Origin of the sequence: Enterococcus pernyi, assembly GCF_045371165.1 — a bacterium.
Taxonomy (GTDB): Bacteria; Bacillota; Bacilli; order Lactobacillales; family Enterococcaceae; genus Enterococcus_B; species Enterococcus_B pernyi.
In genome coordinates, this window is sequence record NZ_JBIQDM010000007.1 from 12,421 (window position 1) to 30,132 (window position 17,712).

Consider the following 17,712-nt stretch of genomic DNA (forward strand, 5'->3'; position numbering starts at 1 on the left):
CTTTAATGAAAGGGGGAGCGTTAAAAGAACCAATTGGTTCTTTTAACATCAAGCTATGGAAGTAACGAAGTCAGCTTCACGTAAACTAAAACGTAAAAATACATTGATTGCTTGGTCATTTATTGCGCCAAATTTTATTGGATTTTTGATTTTTACTTTAGTACCTGTTGTTTTTTCATTGATTTTAGCCTTTATGAAATGGGATTCCTTTAGTACACCCGAATTTGTTGGTCTGCAAAATTTCACTCGCATGTTATCGGATGATACATTTTGGCTCTCTCTTAAAAACACCTTTTTGTATACGATCGGTGTGGTTCCGTTGACATTGGTATGTTCATTGGGCTTGGCCATTTTATTGAATCAGAAAATCAAAGGAGTCAAATTTTTTCGGACAGCTTTTTTCTTTCCGTATGTCACATCATTAGTGGCAATCGCAGTGGTGTGGAGTATGTTGTTCCATCCTACTATGGGACCGATTAACCAGTTTTTACGTGTGGTTATCGAAAATCCCCCTGGTTGGTTGTCTAGTTCAGATTGGGCATTGACAGCGATCATTATCGTTAGTGTCTGGCGAGGAATGGGGTACTACATGATTTTATACTTAGCTGGCTTACAAGGGATCTCGAAAGAATTGTACGAAGCAGCTGCAATGGATGGTGCGAATAAATGGAAACAATTCATCCACATCACCGTGCCTGCATTGCGCCCAACAACCTTTTTTGTGACGATCATGTTGGTTATCAACTGCTTCAAGATTTTTGACCTTGTTCAAGTGATGACTGATGGAGGACCGGGGCGTGCGACCAATGTGTTAGTTTATCAAGTTTATAGTGAAGCGTTCGTAAAATTCAATTTCGGCTATGCTTCAGCGATTGCTATGGTCTTGTTTGTCATCGTCCTTGTGATTACAGTCATCCAGTTTAAATGGAATCAGATCCGAGAGAAAGTGTAAAGGAGGAAAACGGATGAATAATCGATCAGAAAAAAAATCATTTCATAAAATTTTAGTATTTACGTTACTTCTAATTTTTTCACTGCTCACTTTGATCCCTTTTATCTGGATGATCTCTGCGTCATTCAAAGCAAACAATGATGTCTTTTCGGTTCCAATCCAATGGATACCTAAAACCTGGCATCCAGAAAACTATTCGGTCATTTGGACACGCATTCCATTATTGACCTTTTTCAAAAATACAGCTATTTTAAGTATCGTGATTACGCTGATCCAGTTATTTACATCAAGCTTTGCTGCTTATGGATTTTCCAAAATGCACTTTAAAGGAAGAAACCTCCTTTTCTTGCATATATTGGTACGATCGCTGTTCCATGGCAATCCTATATGATCCCACAATTTATCATGATGCGGCAATTAGGATTATCTGATACGTTACTTTCTTTGATTTTGTTACAAGCATTTAGTGCGTTTGGCGTATTTTTATTGAAACAATACTATAGTAGTATTCCCGATTCACTTTGCGAAAGTGCAAGAATCGATGGATTATCCGAATGGGGCATCTATCGCAGGATCATCTTACCATTGACTAAACCAGCTTTGGCTAGTTTGATGATCATCACTTTTGTCAATACATGGAATGACTACATGGGACCTTTTATTTATCTGTCATCTACAGAAAATAAAACGATCCAATTAGGATTAAAAATGTTCGTCGGATTGTATGATACGGAATATGCCTTGATCATGGCAGCGTCTGTGTTGTCTGTTTTACCAGTTGCGATCGTCTTTTTAGCCATGCAAAAATATTTTGTTGAAGGTATTGCTTCTTCTGGGGTCAAAGGATAGAAAGGAAAGGCTATGTTTAAAAAGCAAACATTTGAAACGAATGTTTACATGAAGCTGTTTCGTTTAGCATATAGTTTTCTGGCGGGTAATTTATGCTTATTACTTGTGAATCTCCCATTTTTTTTAGTCGTAGTAACTACTGCAATCGATATCAGGAATAGCCTCTTTTTCTTAGGAAGTCTGTTTTTTTTCTTACCTGCCACCATGACAACTTTTGCCTGGTTTGTCGAGGGAATCCAAGAAAATGAAGTACCAGTCAAAACTTTTTTTCAATTGTATCGCTCGTTATGGAAAAAAAGTATGTACTTAGGTGGTCCAGGATATCTTGTAATCGTGATTTCTTTTGTCGATATCCTGTTTTTCATGGACCAACCAATCGGAAAATGGCTCATTCCTTTCTTTTTTATATTCATTATCTTGGCCATTAATCTGATGATCAATAATTTTTATCTCCAAGTGAAAAATCCAGAAATCTCCATACGAAAAATCTACCATGTCTCTTTCTATTATGTAGTGAGAAAATGGTACATTAGTTTATTGAATACTGTGTTGGTGTTTCTTTTGTTGGTCGTGATGGTCGTTAAGCCCCAATTTGGTTTCTTGGTCACACCCTGCTTATTTTTAGGTTTGATTTATTTGAACTGCAAGCAGACGTATCGCTATCTAAATCAAAATAAGTAGCTGTTAACACATAAAAAATGAAAACGAATAGGCCCCCAAAGGTTAGACCAAAAAATCTAACTTTTGGGGGCTAATCATTTCAAATAGTATTCATTTATCGGTGGCTGGAAGATTTCGAAAAAAGGTCAATAGATCCTAAAATCGAAAGCTTTTTCCGACCAATAGCCATAGGACAAGTGGTATCAGCATAAGCCCACTTGCTATCATGATCCAATCGATTGAAAGCATATCTGCTAATGGACCTAGGATCAACATCGTAGCTGGAGAAGCACTACTGATCGCCATCGTTACTAAGCTCATAACACGCCCCATATATGCGTTATCCGTTTTTGCTTGAAAGAATGAAACCATAGCAGTTCGTGAGATGGGCACAATAAAACCAATTGCTACCATCATGACGAAATACAACCAAAAACTTGATGTGATACCTAATATAAAAAAGGAAGGATCAATAATGAATAGCCTAAAGCAATCGTTTTGATTTTATTTTTGAAACCTCCCCAAGTACTCATCACAGATCCTCCAACTAACATCCCAGCAGCAAAACCAATCTCAATGGCTGATAGCTGCCATAGTCCGTCATGAAAATTACGAGTGATTTGTAAAGGCGCTAAATTTGCAGCAGGTGTAGAAAATATACTGCCCATAAAACCAACAAGGATCAGTGCGAGCAGGATTTTATGAGTACGGAGGTATTTGATACCTGAGTTTATTTCGGATAACATGTTTATTTTATTTGTTTCTTGAGATTTCATTGGAGAAACTGTTACTCGAAAAAACAGCATAGTCACACCGATAACCGCTGTCACAAAGTCGATCATCAATATCATCTCTAAAGGTAAAACTGTCAGTAATGTTGCTGCTAATGCAGGACTTGCAAGCATCATCACAGCTTGGATCGTTTGATCAATACCGTTGATCCGTACTAAGTGCTTTTCTTTGGCAATTTGTGGAATGAGCGAAGAGACAGCAGGCGTTTGAAATCCTTGACCTACAGAGCGAATGAATATCAGTCCCAATAATAAGAAAAGATTATGCTCCATTTCTTTGTTTATCATCAATAAAATCGCCATGAACAAAGAAGCAAGTGCAACGCAGCTATCAGATAAAATAGCGATTTTTTTTCGGTCGTAATGATCAGCAAGTGCTCCTGCAAAAGCATGACCAGCACCATTGGTAAGATGCCAATAGCGTTCATCAAACCAACCATCGTTCCTGATTGGGTTGATAATGTGACATGCCAAATAATAGCATACTGTACCAACATCGTTCCGATCATTGAGATGGCTTGCGATGTTAGTAAGTATGCTATGTTCGTTTTCCAATTCTTTTCATCATAAATAATTTTTGACATTTGTATTCTCTCCCTTTTGATATAAATCATGTGTTTAACAATTTATATGCCCAAAAGGGTTTTTCGGAGAATGTGTCCTAATTGCTGTCACGAATTTATCATATCTAAAAAAATTTGTAAAGAACAAATAGGAGGGAAGTATTTATGCATACGATTATGATACTAAAAAGATCTTTTATTAGGAATGTAATAAATAACAATGTAAAAATGATAGGATGAGTTGCGTAATAAATTGATCTAAGAGATAGTAGTGAAATTTAATCCTTAAATATAAAGATGAATCAACCGCATTGATTTTGGATTTTCCAAAAATGAGCAACTATTAAATAACGATTTATTTTGATGGAGAAGTAGCTGATAAATTGTTTAGAGGATGTTTCTCAGTTTTTCGTTTTTTGATTGTCTTTGACGTATCTATTAAATAGAGAAGCGAAACTTTATTTTTGAAAGGAAAAGAGGGATAGATGAGAAACCGAACAAACAAACAACTTGTAATAGGTATGGCAGTGCTGATCAGTTTGGTAATGATTGGAATCGGCGGGAAAGTATACATGGATAACAGGGAAGAAAGAAAAGCGTAAGAATTGTTAGCAGTAGAGAAACAATCGGTCCAAGTATTAAAAAATACATTTGCGGATATTGCAGAGGTTAAATTTGAACGTTCTGCTAAAAATGATATGACGGGTTCTTATGGATTGTTTGTAACAATGAAAAACACCAAAGGACAATCAGTTTATTTTTCATATGGTTTTTGGAAAGAAAATGATGATATAGGGGATTATGGATTAGAAAATGAAGAGGTTCAAAAAGTAGGGATAACTAATGAAAAAATCAAAATAATTTATACAAATGGAGAGGAGGAAATACTTTGAGCAATACAGATGAACAATATAAAATTTTAATGATAGAGTTTATTGGATAGATCCGAATGATAAAAAGAAATATGATTCAACATATAAAGAAGGTTCTATAAAAGTTGTTGAAGGTTATAAATTCAAAATACTAAAACTCAAAGAAAACTCTAAAACAGATGGCATGCAAGCTATGGCAGTCGCTTCGTTGGATGAAAAAGGGAACGTTGATACTTCCCAATTAGTGATTTCTTATGCAGGAACAAATACATCAGATATTAAGGATATAGAAAATGAAAAAACGAATGAATAAACAACTGTTAATAGGTATCACAGTAATAATCAGTTTGGTAATAATCGTAATTGGAGGGAAAGTATATATGGATAAGAGAGAAGAAAGAAAAGCACAAGAATTATTAATCGCAGAAAAAGAATCGGTCCAAGCTTTGAAAAATACATTTGCGGATATTGTAGAAGTGAAAATTGAGGATACAGCTTATAACAATATGACAGGTTCATATAGAATGCTTGTTACTATGAAGAATATCAAAGACCAATCAGTTTATTTTTCGTATGGATTTGGAAAGCATAGCCGAAAAATGGGGGATTACGGAATAGAAAATAGCAGTGTACAGATTGAAGGAATTACAAAAAATAAAGTCAAAATAATTCATTCAAACGGTAAGGTGGACTATGTATGAAAATTACAGATAAAAATTATAACAAATTAAATGAAGTAGTGTATAGAATAGACCCTAACCATCTTTACTATGATCCTACTTTAAAAGAAGGAGAAATACGAAAATTTAGCGGGACTACATTCAAAATACTAAAACTTAAAGAAAACTCTAAAACAGATGGCATGCAAGCTATGGCAGTTGCTCCGCTGGATGAAAAAGGGAATGTTGATACTTCCCAAGTAGTGATTTCTTATGCAGGAACAAATACATCAGATTTTAAGGATATAGAAACAGATATACGAACGATTGGTGGTTTTTTTGATAAAACAGGTGGTTAGGTGCATTGATAATACTTTAAAAGAGAGAAGATATATGAAAAAAATGAATGAGTAAGCAAATTTTAATAAGTATAACAGTAATGATCTGTTTGGTAATAATCGGAATCGGCGTGAAAGTATACATGGATAACAGGGAAGAAAGAAAAGCGCAAGAATTGTTAGCAGTCGAGAAGCAATCGGTCCAAGTATTAAAAAATACATTTGCGGATATTGCAGAAGTGGAAATTGAACATTTTGTTAGGAACGAAAAAACAGGTACATATGGTGGTTTTATTATAATGACAAACACGAATGGAGAATCAGTTAGTTTTGATTATCTTTTTTCAAAAAATTCCATGAAGATTGGGGGATATGGTTTAGAAAACGAAAAAGTTCAAAAAAGTGGGAGAACTACTGAAAAAATAAAAGTAGTCTATTCAAACGGTAAAGGTGAGGAAATATGATTTTAACTGATGAAAATTATAGATATTTAAGTGAGTATATTTGTTGGACAGACCCTAAACATAATAAAAATTTTAGAGAAGCTTCTATAAAATTTATTTACGGGGAAAAATTCAAAATACTAAAAATCAAAGAAAACTCTAAAACAGATGGCAACCAAGCTATGGCAGTCGCTCCACTGGATGAAAAAGGGAATGTTGATACTTCCCAAGTAGTGATTTCTTGTGCTGGAACAAATATATAGGATATTAAGGATATAGAAAATGAATAAACAAATGAAAAGGCAAATGTTAATAGGCATCACAGTAATAATTAGTTTGGTAATGATTGGAGTCGGCGGGAAAGTATACATCGACAAGAGAGAAGAAAGAAAAGCACAAGAATTGTTAATCGCAGAAAAAGAATCGGTCCAAGCTTTGAAGAATATATTTGCGGATATTTTAGAGGTGAAAATGGAAGATGCAGGATATGACAAAGTTTCCATGACGGAGGCTTATGGCATGCGCGTTACTCTAACAAATACTAAAGGCCAGTCTGTTTGTTTTTCCTATAGTTTTGGAAACCATAGTCGTGAAATTGATAGCTATGGAATTATAGATAGAACAATACAAGTAAAAGGAATTACGAAAAATAAAGTAAAAGTGATTCATTCCAATGGTTAAGGGAGCAGGTATACTGGCTAGATCCTAAACATCCTAGATATAATATTGATTTAAAGGAATGGATTATTCAAAATTTCGGTGGGGTTGAATTCAAAATGCTAAAACTCAAAGAAAACTCGAAAACAGATGACATGCAAGCTATGGTAGTCGCTCCGTTGGATGAAAAAAGGGAACGTTGATACTTTCCGAGTAGTGATTTGTTATGCAAGAACAAATATATAAGATATTAAGGATATAGAAAATGAATAAACGAATGAAAAGACAAATGTTAATAGGCATCACAGTAATAATTAGTTTGGTAATGATTGGAGTCGGCGGGAAAGTATACATCGATAATAGAGAAGAAAGAAAAGTACAAGAATTGTTAATCGCAGAAAAAGAATCGGTCCAAGCTTTGAAGAATATATTTGCGGATATTTTAGAAGTGAAAATTGAGGATACAGCTTATAACAATATGACAGGTTCATATAGAATGTTTCTTACTATGAAGAATATTAAAGACCAATCAGTTTATTTTTCGTATGGATTTGGAAAACATAGTCAAGAAATTGGTGATTATGGAATTATAGATAGCCATATACAAATTGAAGGGGTAACTAATACCAAAGTAAAAGTAACTTATTCCAATGGGGAGGAGGAAGATGTTTGAACCTAGTGAAATAGGCAGATTGGTGTATTAACGATATCGATAAGAAGCGAGAGGGATTATGAAAAAACGAATGAATAAAAAACTGTTAATAGGTATAACAGTCATGCTCAGTTTGGTAATAATCGTAATTGGAGGGAAATTATACATGGATAAGAGAGAAGAAAGAAAAGCACAAGAATTGTTAGCAGTAGAGAAACAATCGGTACGAGTATTAAAAAATACATTTGCGGATATTGCAGAGATAAAATTTGAAGGTTCTGCTAAAAATGACATGACTGGTTCGTATAGATTATTTGTAACAATGAAAAATCTAAAAGGACAATCAGTTTATTTTTCGTATGGATTTTGGAAAGAATCTAATAAGTTAGGGGATTTTGGTGTCGAGGATAGAGCAATACAAATAAAAGGTATTACTAAAAATAAAATAAGGGTGATTTATACTAGTGGGGAGGAAGAAGAGATTTGACAATTACAGACCAAGATTATCAAACTTATAGTGATGTCGTTTATTGGACAGATCCTAACAATAAAAAGAAATATGATTCTAGCTTAAAAGAAGGAGCTATTCGCGATTTTAATGGTACCGAATTCAAAATACTAAAACTTAAAGAAAACTCTAAAACAGATGGCATGCAAGCTATGGCAGTTGCTCCGCTGGATGAAAAAGGGAATGTTGATACTTCCCAAGTAGTGATTTCTTATGCAGGAACAAATACATCAGATTTTAAGGATATAGAAACAGATATACGAACGATTGGTGGTTTTTTTGATAAAACAGTTAGTCCGGGTTTTTCTATGACACCTAGTCAAGCACGTGTTTCAGGGCAATTGACGTCAGCTACTGAGTTTGCGAAAGAGGTAAAGAATGAGTATAAAGATGCCGAAATTTCTACAACTGGACATTCATTAGGACAGTATCTAGCCTTGTATGTCGCAGCTGAAAACCAATGGAAAAATGTTGGGTTCAATGGACCAGATCCTTACGAACTATTATCTCCAGAATCCAAAAAATGGATAAAGGAAAATCCGGGGATGTTGACGAATTATCGTAATCGTGGGGATGAATTGCTTGGCAATCTCATGGGAGATGGAACAGGCGCAGAAATAAAAATAAGCATGGAAATGGGGTTAATGAATCCGTTTGATTATCATGGTTTAGATATTTGGAGGTTTGATAAATACGGAAATCTGATCATTCCAGAGAACGACTATAATACGAAAGCAAGTATACAACAGGAAAAACATAAAGCAATGAGTGATTTCTCAAGTCATTTGGGAACGTTGAAAAAATGGCGTGAGAAGTTTACTGCGAGTGGAGGACATTTATCAGCGAATGAGCGAATTTATTTAAATCATAGTCAAACAAAGGTAGTTGTAGAAACAATGGGACGAAAGACTAAAAGTGCAATGGAAAAAGTCATTCGAATCAATCAGAGTAGTATTGAACGAATCGAAATGAATTGGGCAGAAGAGCTACGAAGAGCGGAACATGCTGCACCTTCTTTGACTGCTTGGGAAGTAAAAGAAACATTGGCATCTGTTGGCGTGACATGGGAAACACACGTAATGACGCCAAAGGAAAAGTGTCAACAAAGAATCCAAAAAGCCAGACGAAAAGGCGAACGCTATGACGAATTGGCGAAAGAAATCAAAAATAAAATCGATGATTTAGTCGCACGAGATCAAGAATTAGCCAATCAACTAAAGGGATGAGGGAAGAAAATGACGATTGAAGAGTTGCAAGCAGACTATCAGAGAAAACGAATCAAACTAGAAGAAGAGGAAGACTTGTTGCGATATTTCAACCGAAAAGGAGAAGAAGTAGTTGAACAATCTGAACAACTGTTAAGGCGAAGTCTAAATGGTTTAGCCCGTGATAACGAACCATTGATGAGAGCAAGGAAACAATATCAAATTGCAGAAGAGCAATATAAGACAGCATTAAATTCAGAACGACGTCAGTTACATCAACGATTTGATGATTTAGAACGAGAGTATCAAGCGGCTTATCGAAAGTTAAATCAGTGATAAAAGAGCAATAATTACATAAAAACATACCCACATGTCATTTTAAATGGATCAATAATGCGTAGCTTGTGGTTGAGGAGAAATTATACTAAAAGTTCATTCTGCTTTACTCAATGAAAGTGGAGTTTTGAAATTCGAATTTTCTATATTTGGCAATTGTCTCATATAGATTAGTCTATAAAAATGTATCAATCAAAAGAGGAATTTAAGAATGATTGAGGAGCGCTTTCGTTGGTTATAGCGTAAAGTCTCTCAAAAATAAGAGGTAGATAAGGAGGAAACTAGTTTGTCAAAATATATAATCTCTATAAATTAGATGTTAGATAACTTTATCTTGAGGAACTAATTATAGATTTTTGGCAACGGGAAGTCATGGATGAATTAGAAGATTTGTTAAATGAATTAAGAAAAACTTTAGAGCGATGGAATGTCCAAACTGTGGGAATTGCCATGCAGGGAAATTTAGCGGCAGAAAAGAAAACGACGGATAAAACCCATAAGGATGCGGTAAAGGAAGCGGAAAATTCATTTTCTAGTAGTCGTGATCAGTTAGAAAATTCTTTAAAAGGAGGATTTGCCAAAAAGGTAATAGAAGTATTCGATGAACAAGAAAAAGAATTGAAAGTGTTTGAATAAATCAGTGTTATCATGAGAATAATAAGTGTTAGTTTGGCGGGCTGTTCCTCTGTGTTTCTTTTTATAATTGATTTATCCGAACTGCAAGCTACCTCGTCCAACAAGTGGAGTTAAAATGTAAAAAAGAACTTGAGAAAACGATTTGTTTTCCCAAGTTCTTTTTCGATGTTGGATGATGGATTTCGTTTCAAAAAACACGCTATGCATTAGTCTAAAGTATCAAGCCATTGCTTGGCATGGGTCAACTCATCCATTGTCAATTGATGTCCTTGATCTGTGATTTGTGTTGTTACTTTGGCGCCTCGTGAATCAAATTCGCGAACTAAATGACTAAATGAAGTATTAGAAACGATAGGATCTCCTTCGCCAAAGGATAACCAGACAGAAGTGTCAGGGAGTTCTGATTTTTCCTGATAGTCATCTAAGGACATCGGGTGAAAGAAGAGCCCTTTTTTTAGTTCTGTCTGTTGAGCCAACATGATATGAGCGGCAATATTTGCCCCGTTTGAAAAACCGACAACGATCCAATCAGTTAATGGGATATCCTGTAAGTGACTGATTTCCTTGATTTTATTATATAGTTTTGTAGATTCTTCAGCTAAACTGTCATAGTCGAATTGGTTCAAGCCGTTTCTTTTGAAAAAACGATTCAAGCCTTGCTCGTTGATATTCCCCCTAAAGGATAAAAGCGTACTTTCAGGTGCAAGAAACTCTGCAATTTCCAAAAGTGAGTGTTCGTCGCCGCCAGTTCCATGAAGTAGAATCAATTTTTTTTGTGTTGCTTTTCCTTGTCTATAAAGATACTTCAAATGACTCACTCCTGTCGTCGTTAATCTACCCGTTTTTGGTTTGCATCACGCGTGTCAAAAGGTCGAACATACGCTTCGATTTCTTTTCTTTTTGCTTCTAATAATGGTGGCAAAGCAAGGATCTCTCCAGCTGTTTCAGCGGGTTCATCTCCAAAGAATCCAGGGCCATCGGTGGCTAATTCAAATAAGACATGAGTAGAAGCTAAGAAATACTCAGATTCAAAGTAAAAGCGATCAACAAATCCAGAGCTAGGTAGGGACGTTTGACTAATTTTATTGATCCAAAACTGTAGTGCTTCATGATCAGCGACACGTAAAGCGAGGTGATGGACATTGCCGTACCCTTCGATGGCCTTGGGTAGATCGGCACGATGTTCGACGATGATACTAGCGCCGTTTCCACCAGCACTAACTTCAAACAAATAAAAATCATCCACTTGTTCGGTTTCTTTAAAACCGAGTAAGGCCAGCAATACTGTTCGGATCGGCTCAAGATCACTCACACGTACGATGACCGGACCAAGTCCAGTGATTGCCACGTCTGTCGGTATACTACTGTTTTTCCAAGGAACACCCGCAGGAACGCCGCTATTTTTTTCATCCGAAATCAATTGATACGCTTGTTCATCGAAATCTTCAAATTCAAGATATTTCTTACCAAAACGTTCTTTGATCTCAGAATGAGTGATTTGGTATTTTTCAAAGCGAGCCAACCAATACTCTAATGCTGTATCGGAAGGGACACGAAAAGACGTACGTGCGATCGTATCCGTTCCTTTCGTTCCTTTTGGCTGGTTGGGAAAATCAAAAAAGGTCATATCTGTACCGGCAGAGCCATGTTCGTCGGTGAAATATAAGTGGTAAGTTTCAATATCATCTTGATTCACTGTCTTTTTGATCAAACGCATGCCTAAAATGTCTGTAAAGAAGCGATAGATTTTTGCTGCGCTAGATGTCATTGCTGTCACATGGTGGACGCCTCTGATTGTTGTATCCATAATTTATCCTCTTTTCTTTTAACTTACAAAAAGTAAGTGAATGTTATTAAAGTTAGTATAGGGCGTCACCAAAAATTTTGCAATAAATATGTCTTACTAGTTGAAAGAGAGGTTGCTTCTGGAATATTGTTCACTCGATTTAATGAGAGGAAGAGGTGTAGTCAGCTAAGACGATATAAAAAAGCAACGCTCACGATAGTAAGATCGTAGACGTTGCTTAGATGAAATGACGATAGGAAAAGTCAGAATGCTTATTGATTTCCACGGACATCCAACAGTGAATAATTGCGGACATCAAAGCGATTGCGGCTTGAGGAATACTCGATGGGTTGACCATCTTTTAGATAGACTACTTGCTGGACTTCAAGAACTGGATCGGTCTCTGCACAATTCAAATATTGTTGATCAAATGCAGAGCTTTTATCTGCTGAGATCGCGCGATAGGCTCCGGCAAAATGGACATTGAGTTCTTTGTGCAAATAATCATAGATCGATGATAGGAGATGCTCTTTCTTTAATCCTGGAACAAGTTGAACTGGCATAAAAGTATGTTCTAGAATATACGGTTCATCATCTAAGATACGTAGGCGATGAATATTATACACAGGCTGTTCCGCATCGATCATCAAGCGTTCTTGAATAAAAGCATTAGGAAACTCAACATCGAATTGAATGATCTGACTTGTCAGCGAGCGTTGTCGGCGTTTCATTTGTAAACTTAATCCTTCGTATTCATTAGCTGGAGAAGTATCTTTGTTTAAATAAGGATGGCTTAAAATCTTAGTTCCAGACCCTCTTTGGGAATAAACGAGTCCTTCCATGGCTAAGATGTTGATGGCTTTTTTGATCGTCATTCGACTAGCGTTGAATTCTTCGACTAGATCCACCTGATTTGGTAAAAAACTATTTGGTGGATATTTTTTTGAACGAATTCGATCTCTTAGGACATTTGCGATTTCTTCATATTTTGGCACGTTTTTCACCTCACTTTGAGTATAACGAAAGATCATAGCGCCGACAACCAATAAAAGCATGAGAAGCGCGGATAGCTTTATCAGAGAATTTACTTTTTAATTTTGGTACAGGAAATAGCTGACTGATGTTTTATAGAGGACAGTTGCTCATTGCGATCAATAAAATACCAATTTATGTATGTTTCAAAACTTAAAGAAGCAACCATGAAAATGCAACGAGCAAATTTTCGTGGATGCTTCTTTGATTATTGTTCGTGAATATGTTTATTTCAACTTCAAATACTACATTCCTTTAGTATAGGATCAAACAACATCCAAATCAGGTTGTTTATCTAAGATCATCAAGAATGGATACCAGATAACTGCAACGATCACAAAATCGATCACTTGGAGTAAGCCACCTAACCATGAGTTTGTGGCTAAGACACCACTCGCGATGATTGGCACTGTCCATGGAACGGAGACACCAGTTGGCGCTGGTACGATACCTGCTGCCATTACAAGGTAGTTGAACGTTGTTACAACTAATGGTGCGACAACCCAAGGAATCAAAATAGTTGCGTTCAATACGATCGGTAAACCAAAAATTGCTGGTTCATTCACGTTGAAGATTCCTGGTGCAAGAGCTAAACGACCGACATCACGATATTGTTTTTTCTTCAAAACAAAGGCCATCAATAGTACAACTGCTAAAGTCATACCTGAGCCACCGATTCCGACAGTGAATGTTTCCATAAATGGTTTTGTGATGATGTGTGGCAATTCTTGACCATTTTGATATGCCTCTAAGTTATCAAGCATTAGTGTGTTCCAAATCGGGTCCATCACAGAGTTGACAATGATTTGACCATGAAGACCAAAGAACCATAAGAATTGTACAAAGAACAAAGCAATTAAAGTTGCAGGTAAACTACTTCCTAAACCAGTCAATGGTTTTTGGATAACTTCGTAAACCACATCATGCAAGTTTGCGTGGAAGACACCAGTCATCACTGCATTGATGATCAAGAAGACAGTTAAAGTAACCACTGCTGGGATCAACGCAGCAAATGATTTCGTCACAGCTGGTGGTACGCTTGCAGGCATTTTGATTTGCCAACCACGTTTAGTGATTCGGCAATAGATTTCACCTGCGATGAAAGCTGCGATCATACCGATGAACATTCCTTTTGCACCTAAGCGATCAAGAGTCAACACACCTGATACTTCTTCGCCACCAACAGTTGTCATGACGAAAGGTGTTAAGATCAAGAAGCTGGCGAATGAGACAGCCCCTCCAAAAATACCTTCTACATCATATGATTTAGATAAATAATAGCCAATACCAAAAGTAACAAAGACAGACATGATACTCATTGTTGCATTTTGTCCATTTCCAAATAAGCTAGACAACGTTCCTTTAGTCGCATCACTAAAGAAAGGTAAGTTATTGAAAACGACAACAATCGATCCGAACATTGTTAAAGGAAACGACAACATAAATGCATCCCGTAACACTGTCAAGTAACGATTTTGCCCTAGTAGGTTCGCTAAAGGCATGATTTTCTGAGCAAGTTTATCCATAAAACCGTTCATTCTATTCACCTCTATTTAAATTTGCAATCGATTACAAAATGAGTATAACTTCATTTTAGTTAAATGTCTAGTCATTTATTTAAAAAGTATTGATTTATTTTTAAGGTTTGGTATGATTACGTTATCAAAAGAAAAATAAGTGAGGGACTAAACATGACAAACTATGTATTTCCAGAAAATTTTTGGTGGGGTTCAGCTGCTAGTGGACCACAAACAGAAGGACGTGTAGCAGGAGATGGAAAAGGAGAAAATATTTGGGATCATTGGTACGACTTGGAGCCTGAGAAGTTTTTCAATCAAGTAGGACCAAGCAAGACTTCTCAAGTCTACACGAAGTATAAAGAGGATGTCGCATTGATGAAAGCTACTGGTCATAATACGTTCCGAACATCGATCCAGTGGAGTCGTTTGCTTCCTAATGGTACAGGGAAAGTAAATGAGCAAGCAGTCACTTTCTATCGTACGTATTTTGAAGAATTGATTGAAAATGGTATTGAACCCTTCGTCAATCTCTTCCATTTTGATATGCCGATGCCTTTACAAGAAAAAGGTGGCTGGTTAGCAAGAGAGACTGTTGATGCTTATGCTGAGTATGCCAAAACATGTTTTGAGCTATTCGGAGATCTTGTGAAGAAATGGTTTACGCACAATGAGCCGATCGTTCCTGTAGAAGGTGGCTATCTTTATCAGTTCCACTATCCAAATCATGTGGACTTCAAAGAAGCAGTTCAAGTGGGTTTCCACGAAAACTTGGCAAGTGCGAAGGCGATTCAGATCTACCATGAAACAGGACAAGATGGGGAGATCGGTATTATCCTGAATTTGACTCCAAGTTATCCACGTGACGAAAATAATGCGGCCGATGTGAAAGCTGCGGCGATTGCGGACGCCTTTTTCAATCGCTCATTCCTTGATCCAGCAGTAAAAGGTGAATTTCCACAAGAGTTGATCGATATCGTCAAAGAATTGGATATCATGCCTGTTATGGAAGAAGGCGATTTGACGATCATCCAAGAAAATAAAGTGGATCTATTAGGAATCAATTACTATCAACCACGACGGATCAAAGCGAAAGAAACACCGATCGACAAAGATCGTGCGCCGTTACCAGATGATTATTTCGATAACTACGATATGCCGAATAAAAAAATGAATCCTTATCGTGGTTGGGAAATTTATGAGAAAGGTATCTATGATATCTTGACGAATACGAGAGAAAATTATGGCAATATCAAATGCTTTATCTCTGAAAATGGCATGGGTGTCGAAGGGGAAGAGCGCTACGTAAATGAACAAGGCATGATCGAAGATGATTATCGTATCGAGTTTGTGACAGATCATTTGAAATATGTGCATCAAGCCATTCAAGAAGGAACAAATTGTTTAGGGTATCATATGTGGACATGTATGGATAACTGGTCATGGACAAATGCGTATAAAAACCGTTATGGCTTTATCGCAGTCGATCTAGATCAAGATGGGAAACGGACGATCAAAAAATCAGGACACTGGTTTAAAGAAGTAGCAACAAATAATGGTTTTGACGCTTAATTAATGGCTTAAAAAACAAGTATTTTATAACTAAATGAATGGGATAAATTATTTTGAAATAAGGCGGTGAATCTAAAAATTAGATTTTCTGCCTTATTTTTTCTGTTGGAGCCATGGGCTTTTGAACCATATCCATAAGAATTGTTCTTCGTTTCTAATCGTGCTACACTAAAAGAAAAGAAGGAGGCGGTTTCAATGGTAGACACGTATAAAAATATTTTAGTAGCAATCGACGGTTCAGAAAAATCAGAAAAAGCATTTATTGAAGCAATCGCAACAGCAAAACGAAATCAAGCAAAATTACACATCTTGTATGTAAATGAGGTGTCAGGGAATTATTTTGGTGACTTTGCTTTTGTGACAACAAGTTTACAAGAAGAGTTAGATGAAGTGGCAGACAAACAAATGAAGGAACATCAAAATCTAGCGATCGAAAAAGGTTTGACGGATATTAAAACATATGTGTTATACGGTTATCCTAAAACATTGATCGCAAACTTCAACGAGTCAGAAGAGCCAATTGACTTGATCGTCATGGGGGCGACTGGGTTAAACGCCGTTGAACGTGCATTGGTTGGTTCAACGACTTCTTATGTGGTAAATCACGCGAAATGCAATGTATTAGTAGTAAAATAGAAGATGTTGTTCGAACTATTTACTTTTAACATATAATTTATCCGTTTTTGAGGATGCTGCATGATTCATTGCGCATCCTTTTTTGTTTTCAGCAGAAAATGCGGTAGGATAAACAAGACAAACGTATTTCAAATAGGAGATGGATGAAATGGAACAACAATATGTCCAAGTAATGACGATCGCTGGATCAGATAGCGATGGAAGTGCAGGGATGCAAGCAGACTTGCATACATTTTTTACAAGAAAGGTCTATGGGGTATCTGTTTTGACTGCTTGTGTCGCTGGAAATTCTTATGGAATCGGTGCAAGTGTTCCGTTACCTACGGATTTTATCGATAAAGAATTTGAACTGCTTGCAGATGATTACCAAGTCAAAGCAGCAAAGACTGGGATGCTAGCAGATGCGACATTGATCAATACCGTGGTCAAAAATATTCAAAGGTATGATTTCGGTCCCTTGGTAGTTGATCCAGTCATCATGACGAAACATGGCAATCAATTATTGGAAGAAGAAGCATTGACTACATTAAAAACAGCATTACTGCCATTGGCAGAAGTAGTGACTCCTAATTTTTATGAAGCAGAAAAACTGACTGGTCTCAAATTGAGAACAGAAGAAGATTATGAAAAAGCGGCTAAGATCCTCCAAGAGCTGGGACCCAAAAATGTTTTGATCAAAGGACATCATACTAGTGATTCCAATCAACAAACAGTGAGGGATTATGTTCGTTTAGCTTCAGGAAAAACATTTTGGTTAGAAGCACCATTTTATGCAACAGATCGCATCAATGGAACAGGTGATTCTTTATCTGCGTGTATTGCTGCTGAATTAGCAAAAGGAGAAACGGTGGAAGCAGCCATCCGTATTGCGAAACAATATGTCAATCAAGCAATCAAAGAAGAACTTTTTATTGGACATAAATATGGCCCAATCAATCATTGGGCGGCAAGTACGATCGACTAAGAACGCCATACCTGTTTGAACGATTCATACTATGGACTAAAAAAATAAGCTGGCTTGCTCAAAATAGTTTGAGTAAGCCAGCTT

22 protein-coding genes and 2 pseudogenes are annotated in these 17,712 nt (G+C 36.5%); 17 read left to right on the plus strand and 7 right to left on the minus strand.

Annotation, left to right across the window (positions count from 1 at the left end):
• Positions 1–55: 55 nt before the first annotated feature.
• The 3 genes and pseudogenes from ACH0AK_RS09510 to ACH0AK_RS09520 all read left to right on the plus strand — a co-directional run bounded on the left by ACH0AK_RS09510 (position 56) and on the right by ACH0AK_RS09520 (position 2,482).
• A complete protein-coding gene (locus ACH0AK_RS09510; RefSeq protein ID WP_023519438.1) occupies positions 56–952 on the plus strand; it encodes a carbohydrate ABC transporter permease in 897 nt (298 codons plus the stop codon).
• A 13-nt stretch (positions 953–965) separates the two neighbouring features.
• Positions 966–1,801 (plus strand): annotated as a pseudogene (locus ACH0AK_RS09515) (carbohydrate ABC transporter permease).
• A gap of 12 nt (positions 1,802–1,813) precedes the next feature.
• Positions 1,814–2,482, plus strand: coding sequence for a DUF624 domain-containing protein (locus ACH0AK_RS09520; protein ID WP_062805430.1), 669 nt, complete (start codon positions 1,814–1,816; stop codon positions 2,480–2,482).
• A 135-nt stretch (positions 2,483–2,617) separates the two neighbouring features.
• Here ACH0AK_RS09520 and ACH0AK_RS09525 read toward each other — a convergent pair whose 3' ends face one another.
• From ACH0AK_RS09525 to ACH0AK_RS09535, 3 genes are read right to left on the minus strand one after another with little or no spacing between them, the layout of a single operon-like run.
• Entirely contained in the window at positions 2,618–2,878 is a 261-nt protein-coding gene (locus tag ACH0AK_RS09525; RefSeq protein WP_226076264.1) for an MFS transporter, read from the minus strand.
• Positions 2,879–2,910: 32 nt separating this feature from the next.
• A complete protein-coding gene (locus tag ACH0AK_RS09530; RefSeq protein ID WP_226076415.1) occupies positions 2,911–3,600 on the minus strand; it encodes an MFS transporter in 690 nt (229 codons plus the stop codon).
• Complete coding sequence (locus ACH0AK_RS09535) at positions 3,540–3,836, minus strand: hypothetical protein (RefSeq protein WP_226076421.1); 297 nt, start codon at positions 3,834–3,836, stop codon at positions 3,540–3,542. Before ACH0AK_RS09535 ends, ACH0AK_RS09530 begins: the two co-directional genes overlap by 61 nt.
• Before the next feature lie 584 nt (positions 3,837–4,420).
• On the opposite strand from ACH0AK_RS09535, the gene ACH0AK_RS09540 reads away from it, so the two are divergent.
• The 11 genes and pseudogenes from ACH0AK_RS09540 (at position 4,421) to ACH0AK_RS09590 (ending at position 10,121) form a co-directional block, all read left to right on the plus strand.
• A complete protein-coding gene (locus tag ACH0AK_RS09540) occupies positions 4,421–4,708 on the plus strand; it encodes a hypothetical protein (protein WP_438784572.1) in 288 nt (95 codons plus the stop codon).
• A 272-nt stretch (positions 4,709–4,980) separates the two neighbouring features.
• On the plus strand, positions 4,981–5,388 hold the full coding sequence (locus ACH0AK_RS09545; protein WP_041684184.1) for a hypothetical protein: 408 nt from the start codon (positions 4,981–4,983) through the stop codon (positions 5,386–5,388).
• Positions 5,385–5,696 (plus strand): annotated as a pseudogene (locus tag ACH0AK_RS09550) (lipase); the annotation flags it as partial. The gene ACH0AK_RS09545 and the pseudogene ACH0AK_RS09550, both read left to right, overlap by 4 nt.
• 56 nt (positions 5,697–5,752) lie before the next feature.
• Positions 5,753–6,148 carry a hypothetical protein gene (locus tag ACH0AK_RS09555; protein WP_244062941.1) on the plus strand — a complete coding sequence of 132 codons (396 nt, stop codon included), beginning with the start codon at positions 5,753–5,755 and terminating at the stop codon, positions 6,146–6,148.
• Positions 6,145–6,390: a hypothetical protein gene (locus ACH0AK_RS09560; RefSeq protein ID WP_244062940.1), complete on the plus strand. Its 246-nt coding sequence runs from the start codon at positions 6,145–6,147 to the stop codon at positions 6,388–6,390. The genes ACH0AK_RS09555 and ACH0AK_RS09560 overlap by 4 nt, the downstream gene beginning before the upstream one ends.
• A 19-nt stretch (positions 6,391–6,409) precedes the next feature.
• Positions 6,410–6,808, plus strand: a complete 399-nt coding sequence (locus tag ACH0AK_RS09565; RefSeq protein ID WP_499796871.1) for a hypothetical protein — start codon at positions 6,410–6,412, stop codon at positions 6,806–6,808.
• Positions 6,809–7,049: 241 nt separating this feature from the next.
• Positions 7,050–7,457, plus strand: a complete 408-nt coding sequence (locus ACH0AK_RS09570; protein WP_244062938.1) for a hypothetical protein — start codon at positions 7,050–7,052, stop codon at positions 7,455–7,457.
• Positions 7,458–7,527: 70 nt separating this feature from the next.
• Positions 7,528–7,923 (plus strand): hypothetical protein, encoded by a 396-nt coding sequence (locus tag ACH0AK_RS09575; RefSeq protein ID WP_244062948.1) that lies wholly within the window; start codon positions 7,528–7,530, stop codon positions 7,921–7,923.
• Positions 7,920–9,170, plus strand: a complete 1,251-nt coding sequence (locus ACH0AK_RS09580; protein WP_226076268.1) for an alpha/beta hydrolase family protein — start codon at positions 7,920–7,922, stop codon at positions 9,168–9,170. The genes ACH0AK_RS09575 and ACH0AK_RS09580 overlap by 4 nt, the downstream gene beginning before the upstream one ends.
• Before the next feature lie 9 nt (positions 9,171–9,179).
• On the plus strand, positions 9,180–9,485 hold the full coding sequence (locus ACH0AK_RS09585) for a hypothetical protein (protein ID WP_023519445.1): 306 nt from the start codon (positions 9,180–9,182) through the stop codon (positions 9,483–9,485).
• Between the two features lie 372 nt (positions 9,486–9,857).
• Positions 9,858–10,121 (plus strand): hypothetical protein, encoded by a 264-nt coding sequence (locus ACH0AK_RS09590; RefSeq protein ID WP_010735819.1) that lies wholly within the window; start codon positions 9,858–9,860, stop codon positions 10,119–10,121.
• Positions 10,122–10,327: 206 nt separating this feature from the next.
• On the opposite strand, the gene ACH0AK_RS09595 is transcribed toward ACH0AK_RS09590, so the two are convergent.
• The 4 genes from ACH0AK_RS09595 to celB form a co-directional block, all read right to left on the minus strand.
• Positions 10,328–10,930: an alpha/beta hydrolase gene (locus tag ACH0AK_RS09595; protein WP_010735818.1), complete on the minus strand. Its 603-nt coding sequence runs from the start codon at positions 10,928–10,930 to the stop codon at positions 10,328–10,330.
• 20 nt (positions 10,931–10,950) lie between these two features.
• Positions 10,951–11,928 carry a ring-cleaving dioxygenase gene (locus ACH0AK_RS09600; RefSeq protein WP_062805425.1) on the minus strand — a complete coding sequence of 326 codons (978 nt, stop codon included), beginning with the start codon at positions 11,926–11,928 and terminating at the stop codon, positions 10,951–10,953.
• 251 nt (positions 11,929–12,179) lie between these two features.
• Positions 12,180–12,902, minus strand: a complete 723-nt coding sequence (locus ACH0AK_RS09605; protein WP_023519447.1) for a GntR family transcriptional regulator — start codon at positions 12,900–12,902, stop codon at positions 12,180–12,182.
• A 303-nt stretch (positions 12,903–13,205) separates the two neighbouring features.
• A complete protein-coding gene (gene celB, locus ACH0AK_RS09610) occupies positions 13,206–14,477 on the minus strand; it encodes a PTS cellobiose transporter subunit IIC (RefSeq protein ID WP_010735815.1) in 1,272 nt (423 codons plus the stop codon).
• A gap of 153 nt (positions 14,478–14,630) precedes the next feature.
• On the opposite strand from celB, the gene ACH0AK_RS09615 reads away from it, so the two are divergent.
• The 3 genes from ACH0AK_RS09615 to thiD all read left to right on the plus strand — a co-directional run bounded on the left by ACH0AK_RS09615 (position 14,631) and on the right by thiD (position 17,628).
• On the plus strand, positions 14,631–16,028 hold the full coding sequence (locus tag ACH0AK_RS09615) for a glycoside hydrolase family 1 protein (RefSeq protein WP_062805422.1): 1,398 nt from the start codon (positions 14,631–14,633) through the stop codon (positions 16,026–16,028).
• Positions 16,029–16,223: 195 nt separating this feature from the next.
• The gene (locus tag ACH0AK_RS09620; protein ID WP_010735813.1) at positions 16,224–16,664 is read left to right on the plus strand and encodes a universal stress protein; all 441 of its coding nucleotides are present in this window, start codon (positions 16,224–16,226) and stop codon (positions 16,662–16,664) included.
• Positions 16,665–16,812: 148 nt separating this feature from the next.
• A complete protein-coding gene (gene thiD / locus ACH0AK_RS09625) occupies positions 16,813–17,628 on the plus strand; it encodes a bifunctional hydroxymethylpyrimidine kinase/phosphomethylpyrimidine kinase (RefSeq protein WP_062805421.1) in 816 nt (271 codons plus the stop codon).
• The last annotated feature ends 84 nt before the right edge of the window (positions 17,629–17,712 follow it).

What these genes read in the sequence shown, in the direction of transcription:
- ACH0AK_RS09510 (WP_023519438.1), top strand. Translation starts at nt 56, where the DNA reads ATGGAAGTAACGAAGTCAGCTTCACGTAAACTAAAACGTAAAAATACA.
- ACH0AK_RS09520 (WP_062805430.1), top strand. Translation starts at nt 1,814, where the DNA reads ATGTTTAAAAAGCAAACATTTGAAACGAATGTTTACATGAAGCTGTTT.
- ACH0AK_RS09525 (WP_226076264.1), bottom strand. Translation starts at nt 2,878, where the DNA reads ATGATGGTAGCAATTGGTTTTATTGTGCCCATCTCACGAACTGCTATG.
- ACH0AK_RS09535 (WP_226076421.1), bottom strand. Translation starts at nt 3,836, where the DNA reads ATGTCAAAAATTATTTATGATGAAAAGAATTGGAAAACGAACATAGCA.
- ACH0AK_RS09545 (WP_041684184.1), top strand. Translation starts at nt 4,981, where the DNA reads ATGAAAAAACGAATGAATAAACAACTGTTAATAGGTATCACAGTAATA.
- ACH0AK_RS09555 (WP_244062941.1), top strand. Translation starts at nt 5,753, where the DNA reads ATGAGTAAGCAAATTTTAATAAGTATAACAGTAATGATCTGTTTGGTA.
- ACH0AK_RS09560 (WP_244062940.1), top strand. Translation starts at nt 6,145, where the DNA reads ATGATTTTAACTGATGAAAATTATAGATATTTAAGTGAGTATATTTGT.
- ACH0AK_RS09565 (WP_499796871.1), top strand. Translation starts at nt 6,410, where the DNA reads ATGAATAAACAAATGAAAAGGCAAATGTTAATAGGCATCACAGTAATA.
- ACH0AK_RS09570 (WP_244062938.1), top strand. Translation starts at nt 7,050, where the DNA reads ATGAATAAACGAATGAAAAGACAAATGTTAATAGGCATCACAGTAATA.
- ACH0AK_RS09575 (WP_244062948.1), top strand. Translation starts at nt 7,528, where the DNA reads ATGAATAAAAAACTGTTAATAGGTATAACAGTCATGCTCAGTTTGGTA.
- ACH0AK_RS09585 (WP_023519445.1), top strand. Translation starts at nt 9,180, where the DNA reads ATGACGATTGAAGAGTTGCAAGCAGACTATCAGAGAAAACGAATCAAA.
- ACH0AK_RS09590 (WP_010735819.1), top strand. Translation starts at nt 9,858, where the DNA reads ATGGATGAATTAGAAGATTTGTTAAATGAATTAAGAAAAACTTTAGAG.
- ACH0AK_RS09600 (WP_062805425.1), bottom strand. Translation starts at nt 11,928, where the DNA reads ATGGATACAACAATCAGAGGCGTCCACCATGTGACAGCAATGACATCT.
- celB (WP_010735815.1), bottom strand. Translation starts at nt 14,477, where the DNA reads ATGAACGGTTTTATGGATAAACTTGCTCAGAAAATCATGCCTTTAGCG.
- ACH0AK_RS09615 (WP_062805422.1), top strand. Translation starts at nt 14,631, where the DNA reads ATGACAAACTATGTATTTCCAGAAAATTTTTGGTGGGGTTCAGCTGCT.
- ACH0AK_RS09620 (WP_010735813.1), top strand. Translation starts at nt 16,224, where the DNA reads ATGGTAGACACGTATAAAAATATTTTAGTAGCAATCGACGGTTCAGAA.
- thiD (WP_062805421.1), top strand. Translation starts at nt 16,813, where the DNA reads ATGGAACAACAATATGTCCAAGTAATGACGATCGCTGGATCAGATAGC.